This window comes from Rhizobium sp. SRDI969 (assembly GCF_025152725.1).
Taxonomy (GTDB): domain Bacteria; phylum Pseudomonadota; class Alphaproteobacteria; order Rhizobiales; family Rhizobiaceae; genus Rhizobium; species Rhizobium leguminosarum_I.
This window is the reverse complement of sequence record NZ_CP104035.1, coordinates 2,469,552-2,485,576: the sequence shown is the minus strand read 5'-3', so window position 1 is coordinate 2,485,576 and position 16,025 is coordinate 2,469,552. Positions and strand designations below refer to the sequence as shown.

The following is a 16,025-nucleotide window of genomic DNA, read 5'->3' as shown; positions in this document are numbered from 1 at the left end:
GGCGATACTTGGGTCTCCCAAATAGTATTACCTTTCATTTTTGAGTGAGATGCTCTCGCGAAAATTGTGTTTCAGCGGGTTCTTCGGCGGTGGCGCGCCGCGCGACCTTCCGCGTCACTATCGCAGGTTGTTGCTGGCTTCGACTTGTCCGGCTTTCCGCGCGGGAGGTGTCACTCGAGTTTGATGAGGCCTGCTTCCGTGGGTCTGAAGCCGCAGGCGCGGTAGAGGCCGGTCAGATGCGGCTCGAAATCGACATGCAGCCATTCGGCGCCGCGCTCGCGAGCGAGGTTCGTCGCTTGGCGGACCATGCGCGTCGCGATGCCTTGTCTTCGCATATCAGGATGCACCGATGTATCGAGGATGAAGGCATGCATGCCGCCATCCCATGCGACGTTGACGAAGCCGATGAGCTGGTTGTCGTGGTAGGCGCCGATATGGGTGAGGCTGCGGGAGAGGATGGGGGTGAAATCGCGGTTGTGCGGACTGCCCCAAACGGCGGAAAAGAGCGCGTTCAGTTCCGCAGGCGAGGGGAAGGGGTCGATGCGCAGGTCCAGCATGGGCGGTTCCCTTCCTTCAGCGGGCATGGAGGTCTTCCGGATCAGGGGCGGAGGCGTCATGGGCTCATTCCGTCACAGTGACGAGCCGGCCGTCGCGCCGCTCGAAAATCCTGTCGGAGAGAAAGTCGACGCCGCGGTGTTTCGCCATGTCGATCAGCTGCCGGGCCGTGATCAGCGCGGAGGGCGCTTTTCGGTCGATCACGGCGACCTCGTCGCGCTGGCGCAGGATCAGCAAGGCGCCATCAGGGAAATTCTGATCCACCACCGCCCAGAATTCATCCGTCAGCACGATGGCCGGCGTCAGCGGCGGGTTGTCGTCGATCCGGTAGGCGATCATGTGATCGTTGACCCGTTCGTCCTGGAGCTTCGACATTGCCCGCAGACTATTCCTCTGCGCGGCCTGGCGGATCTCGGCGACGGAGCGCACGCCGAGATCGGCGCGCGAGAGCCGACCAGGCTCTGCGCCTTGCTTTATCGCCCCGGCCGCCCAGTCTTCCCCTTCGTCCGCCCCTTGCGCTTCTGCTCGCCCGGGTCCTCATAGCTCCCCACGCCCGTCTTCCCGCGCACGACCGGCCGCACGTCGTCGCGCTCCGGCTGCCCTTCGAGCAGCGGTGAAAACCGCTTCGTGCTTTTGGCGGCATCTGGCTTTTCCGGCAGTGCGCCGGTGACCGGCTTTTCGGTTCGGCCGACCGTCATTTCGTCGAGGTCGTTTTTGCGGAAGAGGGTCTTCTTGGCGGGTTCGGTAATGTCGCGGCCCATGTCGTCGAGGTGCGGCTTGCGGAAGAGAGGGGTGGCGGTGTCGGTGCCTGGGCCCATGTCGTCGATTGAGGGTTTGGCGAAGTAGGAGGGCGTGGCCCCCTCATCCGCCCTTTGGGCACCTTCTCCCCGCGGGGGAGAAGGGGACTTGCCGCGGGCTTTTCCTTCCATCGCCTTCGACTCCTCGCGCGCCATGGGATCGTCCATGACCGCCAGCTCGGCAGCCTTGAGGCGTTTGATTTCGTCGCGGAGGCGGGCGGCTTTTTCGAAGTCGAGGTCGGCGGCGGCGTCGCGCATGCTCTTTTCGAGCGCGTTGAGATGGGTCTGCAGGTTGTTGCCGACGAGGTTGCCGCCATCGGCGAAGCCCTTGCCCGAAACACCCGAGATATCGGCGCGGACGTGGTCGCGTTCGTAGACGGAGTCGAGGATGTCGGAGATCCTGGCCTTGACCGATTCCGGGGTGATGCCGTGTTCCTGGTTATAGATCATCTGCTTTTCGCGGCGGCGGCCGGTTTCCTCCATCGCCCGCTTCATCGAGCCGGTGACCTGGTCGGCATAGAGGATGACCTTGCCGTCGACGTTGCGCGCTGCACGACCAATGGTCTGGATCAGCGATGTCTCCGAGCGCAGGAAGCCTTCCTTGTCGGCGTCGAGGATGGCGACGAAGCCGCATTCGGGAATGTCCAGGCCCTCGCGCAAGAGGTTGATGCCGACGAGCACGTCGAAGGCGCCGAGGCGGAGATCGCGGAGGATCTCGATACGCTCCAGCGTGTCGATGTCGGAGTGCATGTAGCGGACGCGCACGCCCTGCTCATGCAGATATTCGGTCAGGTCCTCGGCCATGCGCTTGGTCAGCACGGTGCAGAGGGTGCGGTAGCCCTTGGCCGATGTCTCACGGATCTCGCCGAGCACGTCGTCGACCTGGCTGCGGGCCGAGCGGACCTCGACCGGCGGGTCGATCAGGCCGGTCGGGCGGATCACCTGTTCGGCGAAGACGCCGCCTGATTGTTCCATCTCCCAGGCGCCGGGGGTGGCCGAAACGGCGATGGTATCGGGGCGCATGGCGTCCCATTCCTCGAAGCGCAGCGGCCGGTTGTCCATGCAGGAGGGCAGGCGGAAGCCGTATTCGGCCAGTGTCGCCTTGCGCCTGAAGTCGCCCCGATACATGCCGCCGATCTGCGGCACGGTGACATGGCTCTCGTCGATGAAGACAAGGGCGTTGTCGGGGATATATTCGAACAGCGTTGGGGGCGGATCGCCGGGGTCGCGGCCGGTGAGATAACGCGAATAGTTCTCGATGCCCTGGCAGGAGCCGGTGGCTTCGAGCATTTCGATATCGTAGCGGGTGCGCTGCTCCAGGCGCTGGGCCTCCAGCAGGCGGCCGGCTTTTTCCAACTCGGCGAGGCGAAGCCTGAGCTCCTCCTTGATCGACTTGATGGCGCCGTTCAGCGTCGGGCGCGGGGTGACATAGTGCGAATTCGCGTAGATCTTCACCGATTTCAGGTCGCCGACCTTCTGGCCGGTGAGCGGGTCGAATTCGGTGATGGCGTCGATCTCGTCGCCGAACATCGAGATGCGCCAGGCGGCATCCTCCAAGTGGGCTGGGAAGAGCTCGATCGTGTCGCCGCGCACCCGGAAGGAGCCGCGGGTGAAATCCATATCGCGGCGCTTGTATTGCTGGGCGACGAGGTCGGCCAGCAGCTGGCGCTGGTCGAGCCGGTCGCCGACCGACATCTGGAAGGTCATCGCCGTATAGGTCTCAACGGAGCCGATACCATAGATGCAGGAGACCGAGGCGACGATGATGCAGTCGTCGCGTTCGAGCAGCGAGCGCGTCGCCGAATGGCGCATGCGGTCGATCTGCTCGTTGATCGAGGATTCCTTCTCGATATAGGTGTCGGAGCGCGGCACATAGGCTTCCGGCTGGTAATAATCGTAGTAGGAAACGAAATATTCCACCGCATTGTCGGGGAAGAAATTCTTGAATTCGGAATAGAGCTGGGCGGCCAGCGTCTTGTTCGGCGCCAGGATGACCGCCGGGCGCTGAGTTGCCTCGATCACCTTGGCCATGGTGAAGGTCTTGCCGGAACCGGTGACGCCGAGCAGCACCTGGCTGCGGTCGCCATTCTGCAGCCCCTCGACGAGATCGCGGATGGCTGTGGGCTGGTCGCCGGCCGGCTCGTAGTCCGACTGCATGCGGATGGCGATGCCGCCTTCTGACTTGTCGGGGCGGGCAGGGCGGTGCGGCGTCCAGATCTTGCCGTTCTTGTGCAGCGGATTGCCGCTCTCGATCAGCGCCGACAGAGCCTCGACCGTCGCGGTGACGGCGGTGCCGGCCTGCAGCGACGAGGCCTCCTCCAGCGTCGTATCCATGCCGGAGACGGGATTGAGGCCGGCGGCCGCGCGCGTCTTCGGATCGGTCGAGCCGCCCATGGAGGTGCCGCGCGCACTCTTTGAAGCGCTCACGCTGTCGGCGCTTTGCGCCTTCGCTCCGCGAGGGCCTCGCAACGGCTCGGACGCCCGTTCGGGCTTGCGGCCTTCGGCCGATTTGGCGGCGATTTCCACCTTCTTGCGATGTTTGCCGGCCTTGGAGGCGATCTGGCGCTGGGTCTCGACGCCCGAGGCTTCGGCATCGGCCTCCAGCTGCTTCACCCAATCGGCAACCGAGCCTGAGAGCGGGGCTCCCTCAAAAGACGATTGGGGAGCTTCCTCGAAGCCATTCGGGGCGGGGGATTTCTTCGGAGATCTGGCCATGGCGGGAATATGGAGGGAGTCAGGGCGAAAGTGAAGAGGGAAAGAGTACAAAAGGGAAACGAATGAATCGTTCGGATTTTTGAATAGTGGGGTGGTGGCTCAACGTGCGATATCAAAGAGCCCGCCCCACACCAAAAGACCCCGCCCCAACCCCCTCCCCACAAGGGGCTAGGGCATATACATAAGTCGGTGCGACGGATTGACTCGGTTTGCGGGGGTCGGATTCCTTTACTGCGGGCCGTATGATTGTTTTGGCGACGTTTTGATTTGGGAGCGTCGCCGATGGATGTAGGGCATGATTTTTCGTTGGGCCGGTTTGGAGATCGTCGTCTCGATAAAGGGGGGCGGTGCTGCTCCGTCGCATTGTGCTGCGCGAGACGGTTTGCCTTCGCCAGTTGGCCGAGGGCAACCATTCGCAGGAGATCCGGTTCGGGCGTTTTCTCAACAACAGTGCGGTGAGCGTGGAAGAGATCATTGCCGGCTGGAGCCAGGAGACCCGGTCTGCGGTTGAGGGTCGCCACGTGCTGGCGCTGCAGGACACCAGCGAGATCAAGTTTGCGACGACGCCGGACAGCCGGCGGGAATTGGGCAAGATCAAAAAAGGCAATTGCTTTGGCCTTTTGCTGCATCCGATGCTGGCGCTCGATGCCGACACCGGCAGCTGCCTTGGCCTGGTGGGCGGCCGGGTCTGGACGCGGGGTAGCGAAGAGCTTACGCCGCATGCCGAGCGGCCGTTGAACGAAAAGGAATCGCGGCGCTGGGTGGAGACGGCAGAGGCGGCCAAACTGGTGCTTTCGCGTGCGGCCCGGGTCACGGCGATCGCCGACCGGGAGGGTGACTTCTTCATCATGTGGGCGCGCCTGCCCGATCGGCGCTTCGATCTTTTGTCGCGCGTCATGCATGACCATGCGCTCATCGACGGTTCCAAACTGCGCCGCGCGGTCGAAACGGTGGCGTTTTGCGATACTCAGACGATTGATCTGCGCGAGCGCGCCGACCGTCCGGCGCGGCAGGCGACGGTGTGCCTGCGCTTCGGCGAAGCGACGATCCGGCGGCCGCAAAACCTGCGCGAGGCCGGCCTGCCCGATGGCGTCAGGCTGAGCTGGGTCGAGATCGTTGAACCGGCCGCCCCCGACGGTGTCGAGCCCTTGCACTGGCTGCTCCTGACCACCCATTGGCTCAGCAGCCCGGCCGATGCCTGGCAGATCGTCGCCTGGTACAAGCAGCGCTGGATGATCGAGCAGTTCTTTCGGGTGATGAAGAACCAAGGCTTCAAGATCGAGGACAGCCAGTTGCATCTGGCGGCACGGCTGGAAAAGCTCGTCGCCATCGCCGCCAAGGCCGCAGCAATCGTCCTCCAGCTCGTCCAAGCCCGCAGCGGCGGCGATCACCAGCCGGCAAGCCTGACCTTCACGGCAGCCGAGATCGATACCCTCGCCGCCCTCGAAAGCCGTTTCAAGGGCACAACCAAGCTGCAGTCCAATCCCCACTCTAAGGCCTCGCTGGCTTGGGCCGCCTGGATCATCGCCAAGCTCGGCGGCTGGAACGGCTACGCCTCGGCCAAGCCGCCGGGCCCAATCACCTTCTTCAACGGCCTCAAATACTTTCGAGCCGTCGCCGATGGATGGGCTTTGCGAGATATGTATATGCCCTAGCACAAGGGGGAGGGGCTTAACTTGCGGCACCCGCTTTTCCAAATCTTCAGCGTTTCGGAAGAAGCGAGGGCAGTGCCGCCGGGTTAGTCCCTCCCCCTTGTGGGGAGGGGTTGGGGAGGGGTCTTTTTCGACGGTACAAACCGGGCTGATCCCCCATCAAGCCGAACGCTGGTCCGCCGGCCCCTCCTGGGGCGCGAGGTTCAACGCACTGTTGATCAACCCGACATGGCTGAAGGCCTGCGGGAAGTTGCCGAGCATGCGGCGGGCGGCGGGATCATATTCTTCCGCCAGAAGCCCGACATCGTTGCAGATAGAAAGCAGCCGCTCGAACAGGCGCAGCGCATCGTCGCGGCGGCCGATCATGCCGAGGGCGTCGACGAGCCAGAAGCTGCAGGCGAGGAACGCGCCTTCGCCTGGCGGCAGGCCGTCGTCCACCTCCTGCGTTTCGTAGCGCAGCAGCAGGCCATCGCGCAGCAGCTTGCGCTCGATCGCCTCGACTGTCGCGACATAGCGCGGATCATCAGGCGGGATGAAGCCGACCATGCCGAGATGCAGCAGGCTGGCATCAAGCGCCTTGGAGCCGTAGGCCTGCACGAAACAGCCGAGTTCGGGATCGAAAGCCTTCTCGCAAACCTCGGCATGGATGTGATCTGCGAGCGTGCGCCAACGTGCGGCGGCCTCGGGCTCGCCGTCCGCCTCGGCAATCTGGACGGCGCGGTCGAAGGCCACCCAGGCCATGACCTTCGAATAGGTGAAATGCTGGCGCTGGCCGCGCACCTCCCAGATGCCTTCATCGGGCTCCACCCAGATTTTTTCGAGAAAGGGCAGAATGGCCGCCGCCAGTTCGCGTTCGCGGTGATGCGGCGGAAGCCCGCCCTTGCGGGCCTGCAGCATGGCGTCGGCCACCTCGCCGTAGACATCGAGCTGCACCTGTTCGGCAGCGGCATTGCCGATGCGCACGGGTGTCGAGCCCTCGTAGCCACTCAGCCAGGGAACCTGCCATTCCAGCAGGTTTCGCTCGCCGGCGACGCCATACATGATCTGTATCTGCGCCGGCGCGCCGGCGACCGCGCGCAGCAGCCACTTGCGCCAGGCACTGGCTTCCTCGTAATAGCCGAGTTTCATCAGGGCGAGCAGGGTCAGCGTCGCGTCGCGCAGCCAGCAATAGCGGTAGTCCCAGTTGCGCGGCCCGCCGATCTTTTCCGGCAGGGAGGTTGTCGCCGCGGCGACGATGCCACCCGTCGGCATGTAGGTCAGTGCCTTGAGCGTGATGAGCGAGCGTTTGACCTGTTCCGTCCACCGGCCCACTTTCGGGCAGGTCGCGGCAAAGGATTGCCAGAATTCCTCCGTGTCCGGCAGCGCATATTCCACCTGCCGCTGAGCCGGCTGCGGCATATGCGAGGGGGACCAAGTCAGAGTGAAGATCTGGCTCTCGCCAGCGGCAAGCTGGAAGGAGCCGACCGTGCTCAGGCCGCGGCCTTCGAGCGGGACGGCGCAATTCAGGGTTAGCCTGTCCGGGCCGGCAATGGCGGTGATGCCGCCATCCTCGCCATGCGTGACCCAGGGAACGGTTCGGCCGTAATCGAAGCGAAGGTTGAGCTCCATATCGAAGGCGACAGTGCCGCTCTTGCCCTCGACGATGCGCATCAGATCGCTCGTGCCATCGCGAAGCGGCATGAAGTCGATGAGAACGGCGGTGCCGGTCTCGGTCTGAAACTCGGTTTCGAGAATGAGCGTGTCGTTGCGGTAGCGGCGCGTGACGCGGACATTTTCACCTGACGGTGACAGCGACCAGAAGCCGTTATCCTCGGCGCCGAGCAGGGCGGCAAAACAGGCGGGGGAATCGAAGCGCGGAAAACAGAGCCAGTCGATCGAGCCGTTCTTCGAGACGAGTGCGGCGGTTTCGCAATCGCCGATGAGCGCGTAGTCCTCAATGGGTACCGACACCGCAGCCTCCTTTGCACAGCAGTCGGGCTTTTAGGTAGAGGCCGTGCGCGGAGGTCAAGCACGGAAACTAACGGGCGGTCGGCGTGCCGGCTATCATGTAAACTCCGGATATCAATTGGGGGCATGTCAGCAATGCCAATCCGAAACGGGAAGTGTCCCGATAAAAAAAGTCTGTGGTTGAAGGCTCTGCCGGCTCCCGCATTGCGGGCGGCGATGTTACAGCTGCTGCGGGAATTGGGGACCATTCATGAACAAGATCATCATTGCATTCGCGGCCGCCGCGGCAGTGGCCGGCTGCGCCAAACGTCCTGACGCCATCGTCCAGGTCGATATTCCGATGGCGGCCTATACGAACCTCAGTTGCGAGGCGCTCGCAGTGGAACAGAAGAAAGAGAAGGCCAAGCTCGACGACCTGTCCAAGCAGCAGATCAGCGCAGCGAACGGTGATGCTTTTGGTGTCTTCCTCGTCGGCGTCCCCATTGGCAGCGTCGCCGGGGGAGACAAGGAAGGCGAAATTGCCGCGTCCAAAGGTAAGGTTTCGGCCATGCAATCCGCTGGAATGAGCAAGGGCTGCAAGCTGCCCGGCTGACGGCCGGGGCGGCAACCATCAAAATCGGCCCGGCCAAAGTGGGCATTGGCCGGGGCGATCCCGCTTTCAATATCCATTCGCCACCCGTTGTTTCTTCACCCGAAGCTCGACGGCATTCGTGAAATGTCGCGCGGCGATCGTCCGCACCCTCGTATCGGAACCGAAATCGGTCTTCCGCAGTTAGTTTCCTGTGACTTCAGCTTCAGGTGCAACTGCCATTAGCGACCATTCCGCATTCTGGAAAAAAACGATCTCGATCGACCTCGATACCGGCGAACGCCTGGTTCTCCGCTCACCGCAGGATGCGCTTTATGCACTCGTCTCGGACTGGCCGGTCAATGGCGGCGTCCATCAGCAGAGGGCGATCGATTTCTGCCGCGCCTGGCTTGCCGGGCGCATGCCGGCCGAGACGGTGCGGCAGGCCTTCATCCTGGCCGCGTTGGAAGCCGGCGTTACGATCAATGATGATGAAGACGGCGCAGAAGCCTCCGCCTTGAACCCTGCGGTATAGGTGGAGTGACGCTGCTAGATCTGCGCGTCCGCAGCGCCAACAATGTTTCCTTTCATGTATTGCAAATATTATTCCCGCCGTGTTTGTAGGAAATACGGAGCGTCGCCGCGTTCCGATTCTTTGGGGATTCAACTGAATGAGAATGAAAGTCCTTGCTTGTGCCGCTCTGCTGATACTGGCCGGCTGCAACGCCCCGGTGTCGCAATCCATTGCGGATTCCCAGCGTCCTCCCTCGAATGACGTCCGGCAGAACTTCATCAATATAGTGTTCAAGAGAAGTTATCGGCACGAAGCAGGAGAAGTCGTATGGGCCCGCATTTCCAGCGTGGTGGTGCTTGAACCTGAGAAAAAGATCTATGCTTACTGCGTGCGTTTGGTGCCCAAGCGCGGCTGGGGAGACTGGGCCTACCTCGGCGTCTCCTTCACAGATGGCAAAATATTAGGCGCAACGGTGAATGACGATCGCTGCCGCGACAAGCGGCTGCGCTATTACCCGTTTCCTGAACTGACCGGCATGAAGACCTGACGCAGGGGCGAGGGCTCCGACCGCGCCGCCGCTCAAGGCTTTGTTGAGCGGTGCGCGACAGGCATTTGGTGTCGTTGAGGCGCGGCATCCTGCGACCATCCTGATGCTGAGGTGCGCAGCCCGCAGGGCGGAGCGTCGAACTACAGGCTGCGACATTGCTGCTTTCAGCCATAGCCTCCGGGAAAGCCGGTCCAACAACTTTGATAGAGGGAGATCCAACTGAATGAAAATCAAAATCCTTGTTTGCGCTGTCCCGCTGGCACTGTCTGGCTGCCAGACTCCGGCGCCGCAGTCCGTTGTCGATTCCCAGCGGCCGCCTTCCAACGCGGTTCGACGCGAATACGTCGACGCTTTGCGTGGAACCATCAAACCGGGGAACTTCGTAAAGGCTGAGATTTCAAGCGTGGTTCTGCTTAATCCGGAAAAGCAGATTTATGCTTATTGCACGCGCACGACGGAACGTGCCAACCCGAACTGGTCCTATATCGGCCTGGGCTTGCAAGACGACATGATATTGTACCTGAAAAAGAACGACCATCGCTGCCACGACGAACGGCTGCGTTACTATGATTTTCCCGAATTGCGGAATATGAAGTACTGACAAAAGAGGCGAGGCTTCGGAAGCGTTACCTTTCGGCCCTGGGAGAAGATACCGGACTGCGGCCATGCGATGTTGTTTTCAGAAACGCACCGGTGAAACAGCCTCCGGCGGCGTGCTAAGCGGTGCCGCGCACCGCAAAGGCAACGCTCTCGAATCCGCGAGGGCCATCCTCGCTCCCGCCGCCAAGATAGACCGCTCGCATCGCTTCCAACAGACGATCGCGCCTTGCCCTCGGCAAGGCATCGAAATAGGCCGCGAAGGTTCCCTGACCATAGACCTTTGGAAGCCAAAAGTCGTCGAAGCCAGCGTAACGCATCGTGATCGTCAACGTCGTCTCGGCAACATCGGCGAAGCCCGCGTTTTCGAACACCTGACGCAACTCGTCTTCCGCCGTCAGCGGCCGCCTTCCCGTGGGGATGTCCTTGCCTGAGGCTTCGGGCTCGATGGCGCGGACCGTGTCCCAGAGCAGGCGCCAGCTCGGCATGCCATCATAAGACCAGACGGCAGCGGCAGCGATGGCGCCCGGTTTCGAGACGCGGCGCATTTCCTGCACGGCCCGGTCGGCATCGGAGACGAAATGCAGCACCAGCAGGGAATAGACGGCGTCGAAAGTCTGGTCTTCATAGGGCAGGGCGCAGACGTCGCCTTGTTGGGCATTGATCCGGGGATCGTCAGTGCGCATGCGCAGGGTGGCCGCGAAGTCTTCCTCGAAATCGATGGCTTCGATGGCTTCCAATTCGGGGTAAGCGGAGAGGGAGAGTGTCAGGCTGCCGGTGCCGCAGCCTGCGTCAAGGACGCGACCACAAGATGGCACGCCTGCGAAATCAAGGAAGGGTGCTGCCAGCCGCTGGCTCCAGCGCCCCATGCCGGCCTCATAAGCCTTGGCACCCTTGGCGACGAAAGTGGATGGCATGGGCTTTCCGACACCTCCCGGTCAGTTGACGAAGCAATGCCGTGAGAAAAGGCCTGCAGCGTTGGCAGTCGTTCAGCGCTTGATCAGAACGCTGGCCTGCACCGGCTGCTCGATGCCCTTGAGCACAAGCATGCGGGTTTCGGCGCCTGCGGCGAGATCGGCGGCCTTCGCGGCTGTTTCGGCCGAGATCAGGATCTCCCCGGCTGCGGCGCGGGATTCCAGCCTTGCGGCCTGATTGACGACGCCGCCGATGGCGGTGAAATCGCTGCGGAAGCTCGAGAATTCGCCGATCTGGACCTTGCCGGAATGGATGCCGACGCCGACGCCGAGAGTGCGGCCGGGCAATGCCTCGAGCGCCAGGCCGTTCAGGGCGGCGGCGCAGTTTTGCTGGATCTCCTGTGCGGCCAGGATCGCAGCGCCGGCGTGATCCTTTCTGACGATCGGGAAATTGAAGATCGCCATCAGGCCGTCGCCCATCTGCTTGTTGACGATGCCGTCATGCGCCCAGATTGCCTGCGCGCAGCGATCCTGGAATAGGCTGACGATCCCGCTCAGTTGCACCGCATCGATGCGCTCCGACAGATCCGTGAAGCCCCGGATATCGGCAAACAGGATGGTGGCGTCGACGGTGATCTGGCGCTGCTTCTTGACATATTGGAAGGAGCGTTCGCAGATCGTGCAGATATCCGGATTCATCTTGCTGCGGGTGATGCCGAAGGCGCGGAAGGGAAAGGCGAGGGGGCCGCCGATCGGAATCGGCATATGCATTTGGTCCCAGCAGCCGCGGCAGATCCTGGCGCTGCCGTGCCTGGCTGACTCCCTTGATGAGGCCGTCGTCATATCTCGCAATCCATCGCCTAGCCAAAAAATAAGCTTCCGATACTCGGTTGTTTTTGGCAACTCTGTTGATAGCCTGAGGGGATAATGGCTCGAACAATTTCGTCTGGCGCCGTCCCCCTATGGGCGACTTCGCGCAGAGATGTCGTTGTCAAGCCGCTCAGGCGACGGAAGGGAGGAACGATGAAACGGCTTTTTGCATTTGTCTCCCTCCTGACATTTGCCGCCATAAACGGGCATTTTTCAAAAACCGTGTTCGGGTTGATAACCGCCGCAGCTGCACAACCTGATCGGGGCGAGACGTTTCCGTCTCTGCCTGGTGTAGCCGCCACCGATAAACTCCAGATAGCACGCGGTGGACCACGGCCTAGCGGGTTATGGATCGTATGTTCGGAAGGGCCCCAAATCAGGCTCGCGCTGAATACACGCCTTCCTATAGAGGAAGAATTTGCTCGCAATGGGACTCGTTCCGAGTCGCGAGCCCGTCTTATCGTTCTCGCTGAAAATATACGAACATTTCAGGCCATCAAAAACGCTCCCAGCATTCTTTTCCAGGAGGCAATGTGGCGTCGCGATGATGAAAACGATGTGGTACTGACGTCATCGCTGTCGGCTGAAGAGCTTAGCATTCTATCCCGGGCGTTCTTGCCCGCTCCCCCCGCGGTTGTCAGAATAGACGTCGCGGAGACTGGAACGGAAATGCGTGGAACAGCGGACGGGGGAGCCATCGCGGAGTTCGCCACGCATTGCCTCACAAGGGAATAGCCGCCGGACGGCAACTCGGGATACCTGCGCGCCAAGGCTGCGACCGACGGTTCCAGGGAATACTGTCACACTTGTTACTCCCCCTGTTCGATTTCCGATGCGAAACTATCTCAGACCAATGCGCGATGAACCGGGCGTCCAAGCCTGGGAAATCGCCTCAATGAGGAGATTGAAAGCCATGACTGCTTCAGCCGAGAATGCCAAAAGCGGACAAGCCATGCACAAACCACCGGTCGTGTCGCCGCAGGCCTGGGAGGCGGCCCGCGCGCAATTGCTCGTGAAGGAAAAGGCTGAGACCCGCGCCCGCGACGCGCTGGCCGCCGAGCGCCGGCGCATGCCGTGGATGGCGGTGGAGAAGGCCTATGCGTTCGAAGGGCCTCAGGGCAAGGTCAGCCTGCTCGACCTGTTCGAAGGCAGACACCAGCTCATCCTCTACCGCGCCTTCTACGAGCCCGGTGTTTTCGGCTGGCCCGAGCATGCCTGCCGCGGCTGCTCGATGGTGGCCGATCAGGTTGCCCATGTCGCCCATCTCAACGCCCGCGACACGACGCTGGTCTTCGCCTCCCGCGCGCCACAGGCCGACATTGCGCGGCTGAAGGCGCGGATGGGTTGGACGATGCCGTGGGTGACGATCACCGATAGTTTCGACAAGGACTTTGGCGTCGACGAGTGGCACGGCACCAATGTCTTCTACCGCGACGGCGAGCGCATCTTCCGCACCTATTTCATCAACAACCGCGGCGACGAACAGATGGGCGGCACCTGGAACTACCTCGACATCACGCCGCTCGGCCGCCAGGAAGTCTGGGAGGATTCGCCCGAGGGCTATCCCCAGACCCCAACCTACAAGTGGTGGAACTGGCACGACAGCTACGTGCCGGATGCCGAGCCCGACAAGAAATGGGTCGAGGTGTCCGATGCCGGCGAGGCGGCGTTCAGGGCCGAGAGCGCAAACGAGAAACCGTAGGGTCGGTCCGGCCGTATCCTCCGTCCCGTCGGGACAGGAGGGTACGGCCATCCGCCCGCGATTTATTTCGGCGTTCTTTTCGGAGTAGTGGGGCACAGCGTGCTCACCTTGGCTTTCCTGTCGTCGAAGATGAAGCCAACGATTGAAGACCGGGCGCTATCCCAGAACGCGCTTGTGCATGCCGCCGCCATGCACTTTCTGCGCGCAAAATTTCACCGACATATCTCCTTACTGTCACGGAACCATGCTAGATTTCGCCCGATTTCCAGGGGAGGCGGGCATGGATACGGATTTTCGTGTGACCGGCAGGAATGCCGCTTCGCTTTTTGCGCTGACCATCCATCGCTGCGACGGCATGGTGCTGCTCGGCATGGACTGGAAGAACGGCCGGCCGCCGATCGATTTCGTCGGTTTCGCCATCCAGTATCGCGAGCCGGGCACGGACTTCTTCAAGACGGTACATAACCGCATCGGCTTTCCCGGCCAGCCGGTTCCCGAAGACGGCATCCGCACCACCGAGGCGCCGATCCAGAAGTTCCGCTGGGTGCATTTTCCCTTCAATGCCGATCTGCCCGGCAAGTTCACCTATCGCGTTACGCCAAAGTTTATGGGTGCCGCGGGCGCGCTGACCTCGGGCGAGGCGCAAGAGGCGGAGCTGGCGCTGATGCGCGAGACCATTCCCGGCAAGCTCAACGTCGCTTTCACCCGCGGCTTCGTCTCGTCGCAGGCCTTCGTGCGCAATTTTGCCGCCGATGAGCCGACGATCATCACCCTGGTGCCGCCGGATGGCGACCAGGGGCTGGACTTTGTGCCGACCCATGCCGATGCTCAGCGGGCGCTCGCCTGGATGGGCTTCGAGGCGCGGGCCGAAACGCTTGCGCTGCTGGATAGAGCGCGCGAGTCTGGCGCCGAGGTGCGCGCCATCGCCTATGACCTGAACCTGCCCGAGGTGGTCACCCGGCTGGAGGCGCTGGGGGACAAGCTCAAGATCATCATCGACGACAGCGATCGCACCGAGGGCCACGGGCGTCCGAATTCGCCGGAGACGAGGGCGGCGGAGCGGCTGATCGCCTCGGCGGGTGCTGCCAACGTCAAGCGCCAGCATATGGCCAACCTGCAGCATCAGAAATCGATCGCGGTCCGCGGCGGCACCTCGACCGTGCTCTACGGTTCGACCAATCTCAGCTGGCGCGGGCTCTATGTACAGTCGAACAACAGCCTCGCCGTCCACAGCGACAAGGCGATCGAGGATTATTTCACCGCCTTCGAGAGCTATTTCACTGCCAAACGCGCCGAGGATTTCCGCGATTCGCCAAGTTCCGCCGGCTGGATTGATCTCGGCCTCGACGGCGTCGACGCCAAGGTCGCTTTCTCCCCGCACAGCGATGCCAATGGCCGGCTCGACGAGATCGGCGCCGATATCGATACCGCAGAGTCCAGCGTGTTCTTCTCGCTCGCCTTTCTCGGCCAGATGACCAAGGGGGCGATCGGCCCGGCATTGGGGCGCGCCCTGGAGCGCCCCGATATGCATGTGATGGGCATTGCCGATGCCGAGGTGCGGGCCGGCAATCTGGGCTTGGCCGTGCTAACTCCCGACAACCGTCGGCGGGTGGTGCGGGCATCGGCCCTGACCGGCAACGTGCCGCCGCCGTTTCTGACCGAGCCCTCGGGTCTTGCCGGTGTCGACGGCAACCAGCGCGGCACGCGCATGCACCACAAATTCGTCGTGCTCGACTTCGACAAGCCGACGGCGCGGGTCTATCTCGGCTCCTACAATTTCTCCGAACCCGCCGATGATGAGAACGGCGAGAACCTCGTCCTCGTCCGTGACCGGACGGTGGCGACCAGCTACATGATCGAGGCGCTCAGGATGTACGATCACTACATCTTCCGCGTCGCCTCCGAAGCAAATGACGGCGCCGCCCGCCCGCTGGAGCTCAAACGCCCGCCGCAGCCCGGCGGCACACCCTGGTTCGAGCGCGACTGGACCGACCCCATTCGCGCCCGCGACCGGGCGTTGTTTTCGCGGGCGGAGTAATGTTGCCGGTCACGACGGCCCTTGAACCTCAAGTGGCTGCCGCATGGCCGAAGCGCCGGCCTGACGTCCAAAAGTCAAATTAATACCTCGCCGGTTGCCCAACATATTCTTCTCAGGGTGGAAACATTCAGGGCACGGTTGCGTTGTAACCGCTACCGGTAGTGCGCCTGACCGCCCGTCTATGAGGAGGCTTATTCATGAAAGTCATGATCGTCGAAGATGAGAATCTTATCGCTCTGGAACTCGAGCGCATTGCGCAAGAAGCCGGACACCAGACCATCGGACCGGTATCGACGGTGGAGCAGGCTCTCGCCCACGCTCAAAGAAGCGATGTCGCGCTCGTCGATCTCAGTCTCTCCGATGGGCTGAGCGGCGCCCTGCTGGCGCGTCGGCTGATCGACCGCCATGGGGTTGACGTCATCTTCGTGACCGGGAGTCCCGAGAATGTCGGTCACGGTATCGAAGGCGCGCTCGATGTGATCTCCAAGCCCTTCACCGACGAGCGGATCGCCAGCGCGCTCTCGCGGGTGGAGGAGCGACGTAAAAACTTCGACAGCAGCAAAGCTGCTTTGTGAACCGCAGCAAGCTGCCGTTGTGATAAGAAGGAGA

General features: G+C 62.3%; 14 protein-coding genes. 8 read left to right on the top strand and 6 right to left on the bottom strand.

The genetic code is table 11. From position 1 onward, the window contains the following. Window positions 1-170: 170 nt before the first annotated feature. The 3 genes from N2A41_RS12480 to uvrB all read right to left on the bottom strand — a co-directional run bounded on the left by N2A41_RS12480 (window position 171) and on the right by uvrB (window position 4,067). The gene (locus N2A41_RS12480; RefSeq protein WP_260108897.1) at window positions 171-557 is read right to left on the bottom strand and encodes a GNAT family N-acetyltransferase; all 387 of its coding nucleotides are present in this window, start codon (window positions 555-557) and stop codon (window positions 171-173) included. A gap of 64 nt (window positions 558-621) precedes the next feature. Next, a complete protein-coding gene (locus N2A41_RS12475) occupies window positions 622-930 on the bottom strand; it encodes a hypothetical protein (RefSeq protein ID WP_222384136.1) in 309 nt (102 codons plus the stop codon). Between the two features lie 98 nt (window positions 931-1,028). Beyond that, on the bottom strand, window positions 1,029-4,067 hold the full coding sequence (gene uvrB, locus N2A41_RS12470; protein ID WP_260108896.1) for an excinuclease ABC subunit UvrB: 3,039 nt from the start codon (window positions 4,065-4,067) through the stop codon (window positions 1,029-1,031). 347 nt (window positions 4,068-4,414) lie between these two features. Here uvrB and N2A41_RS12465 point away from each other — a divergent pair, with 347 nt between their 5' ends. Continuing rightward, the gene (locus N2A41_RS12465; protein ID WP_017963437.1) at window positions 4,415-5,722 is read left to right on the top strand and encodes an IS4 family transposase; all 1,308 of its coding nucleotides are present in this window, start codon (window positions 4,415-4,417) and stop codon (window positions 5,720-5,722) included. A gap of 156 nt (window positions 5,723-5,878) precedes the next feature. On the opposite strand, the gene N2A41_RS12460 is transcribed toward N2A41_RS12465, so the two are convergent. Next, window positions 5,879-7,669 carry a glycoside hydrolase family 15 protein gene (locus N2A41_RS12460; RefSeq protein ID WP_260108895.1) on the bottom strand — a complete coding sequence of 597 codons (1,791 nt, stop codon included), beginning with the start codon at window positions 7,667-7,669 and terminating at the stop codon, window positions 5,879-5,881. A gap of 247 nt (window positions 7,670-7,916) precedes the next feature. On the opposite strand from N2A41_RS12460, the gene N2A41_RS12455 reads away from it, so the two are divergent. The 4 genes from N2A41_RS12455 (at window position 7,917) to N2A41_RS12440 (ending at window position 9,896) form a co-directional block, all read left to right on the top strand. Continuing rightward, window positions 7,917-8,258 carry a hypothetical protein gene (locus N2A41_RS12455; RefSeq protein ID WP_170255184.1) on the top strand — a complete coding sequence of 114 codons (342 nt, stop codon included), beginning with the start codon at window positions 7,917-7,919 and terminating at the stop codon, window positions 8,256-8,258. A 190-nt stretch (window positions 8,259-8,448) separates the two neighbouring features. Further along, window positions 8,449-8,769, top strand: coding sequence for a DUF982 domain-containing protein (locus tag N2A41_RS12450; protein ID WP_170255185.1), 321 nt, complete (start codon window positions 8,449-8,451; stop codon window positions 8,767-8,769). A 136-nt stretch (window positions 8,770-8,905) separates the two neighbouring features. Beyond that, the gene (locus tag N2A41_RS12445; protein ID WP_026154197.1) at window positions 8,906-9,295 is read left to right on the top strand and encodes a hypothetical protein; all 390 of its coding nucleotides are present in this window, start codon (window positions 8,906-8,908) and stop codon (window positions 9,293-9,295) included. Between the two features lie 223 nt (window positions 9,296-9,518). Continuing rightward, window positions 9,519-9,896: a hypothetical protein gene (locus N2A41_RS12440; protein ID WP_162117354.1), complete on the top strand. Its 378-nt coding sequence runs from the start codon at window positions 9,519-9,521 to the stop codon at window positions 9,894-9,896. Window positions 9,897-10,011: 115 nt separating this feature from the next. Here N2A41_RS12440 and N2A41_RS12435 read toward each other — a convergent pair whose 3' ends face one another. Beyond that, window positions 10,012-10,809 carry a class I SAM-dependent methyltransferase gene (locus N2A41_RS12435; protein ID WP_260108894.1) on the bottom strand — a complete coding sequence of 266 codons (798 nt, stop codon included), beginning with the start codon at window positions 10,807-10,809 and terminating at the stop codon, window positions 10,012-10,014. 72 nt (window positions 10,810-10,881) lie between these two features. Further along, on the bottom strand, window positions 10,882-11,649 hold the full coding sequence (locus N2A41_RS12430; protein WP_260108893.1) for an adenylate/guanylate cyclase domain-containing protein: 768 nt from the start codon (window positions 11,647-11,649) through the stop codon (window positions 10,882-10,884). 940 nt (window positions 11,650-12,589) lie between these two features. Between N2A41_RS12430 and N2A41_RS12425 the strand changes: the two genes are divergently transcribed. The 3 genes from N2A41_RS12425 (at window position 12,590) to N2A41_RS12415 (ending at window position 15,991) form a co-directional block, all read left to right on the top strand. After that, window positions 12,590-13,378, top strand: a complete 789-nt coding sequence (locus N2A41_RS12425; RefSeq protein ID WP_260108892.1) for a DUF899 domain-containing protein — start codon at window positions 12,590-12,592, stop codon at window positions 13,376-13,378. 280 nt (window positions 13,379-13,658) lie between these two features. After that, window positions 13,659-15,416, top strand: coding sequence for a phospholipase D-like domain-containing protein (locus N2A41_RS12420; protein ID WP_260108891.1), 1,758 nt, complete (start codon window positions 13,659-13,661; stop codon window positions 15,414-15,416). A 197-nt stretch (window positions 15,417-15,613) separates the two neighbouring features. Then, window positions 15,614-15,991, top strand: a complete 378-nt coding sequence (locus N2A41_RS12415) for a response regulator (protein ID WP_017964764.1) — start codon at window positions 15,614-15,616, stop codon at window positions 15,989-15,991. The last annotated feature ends 34 nt before the right edge of the window (window positions 15,992-16,025 follow it).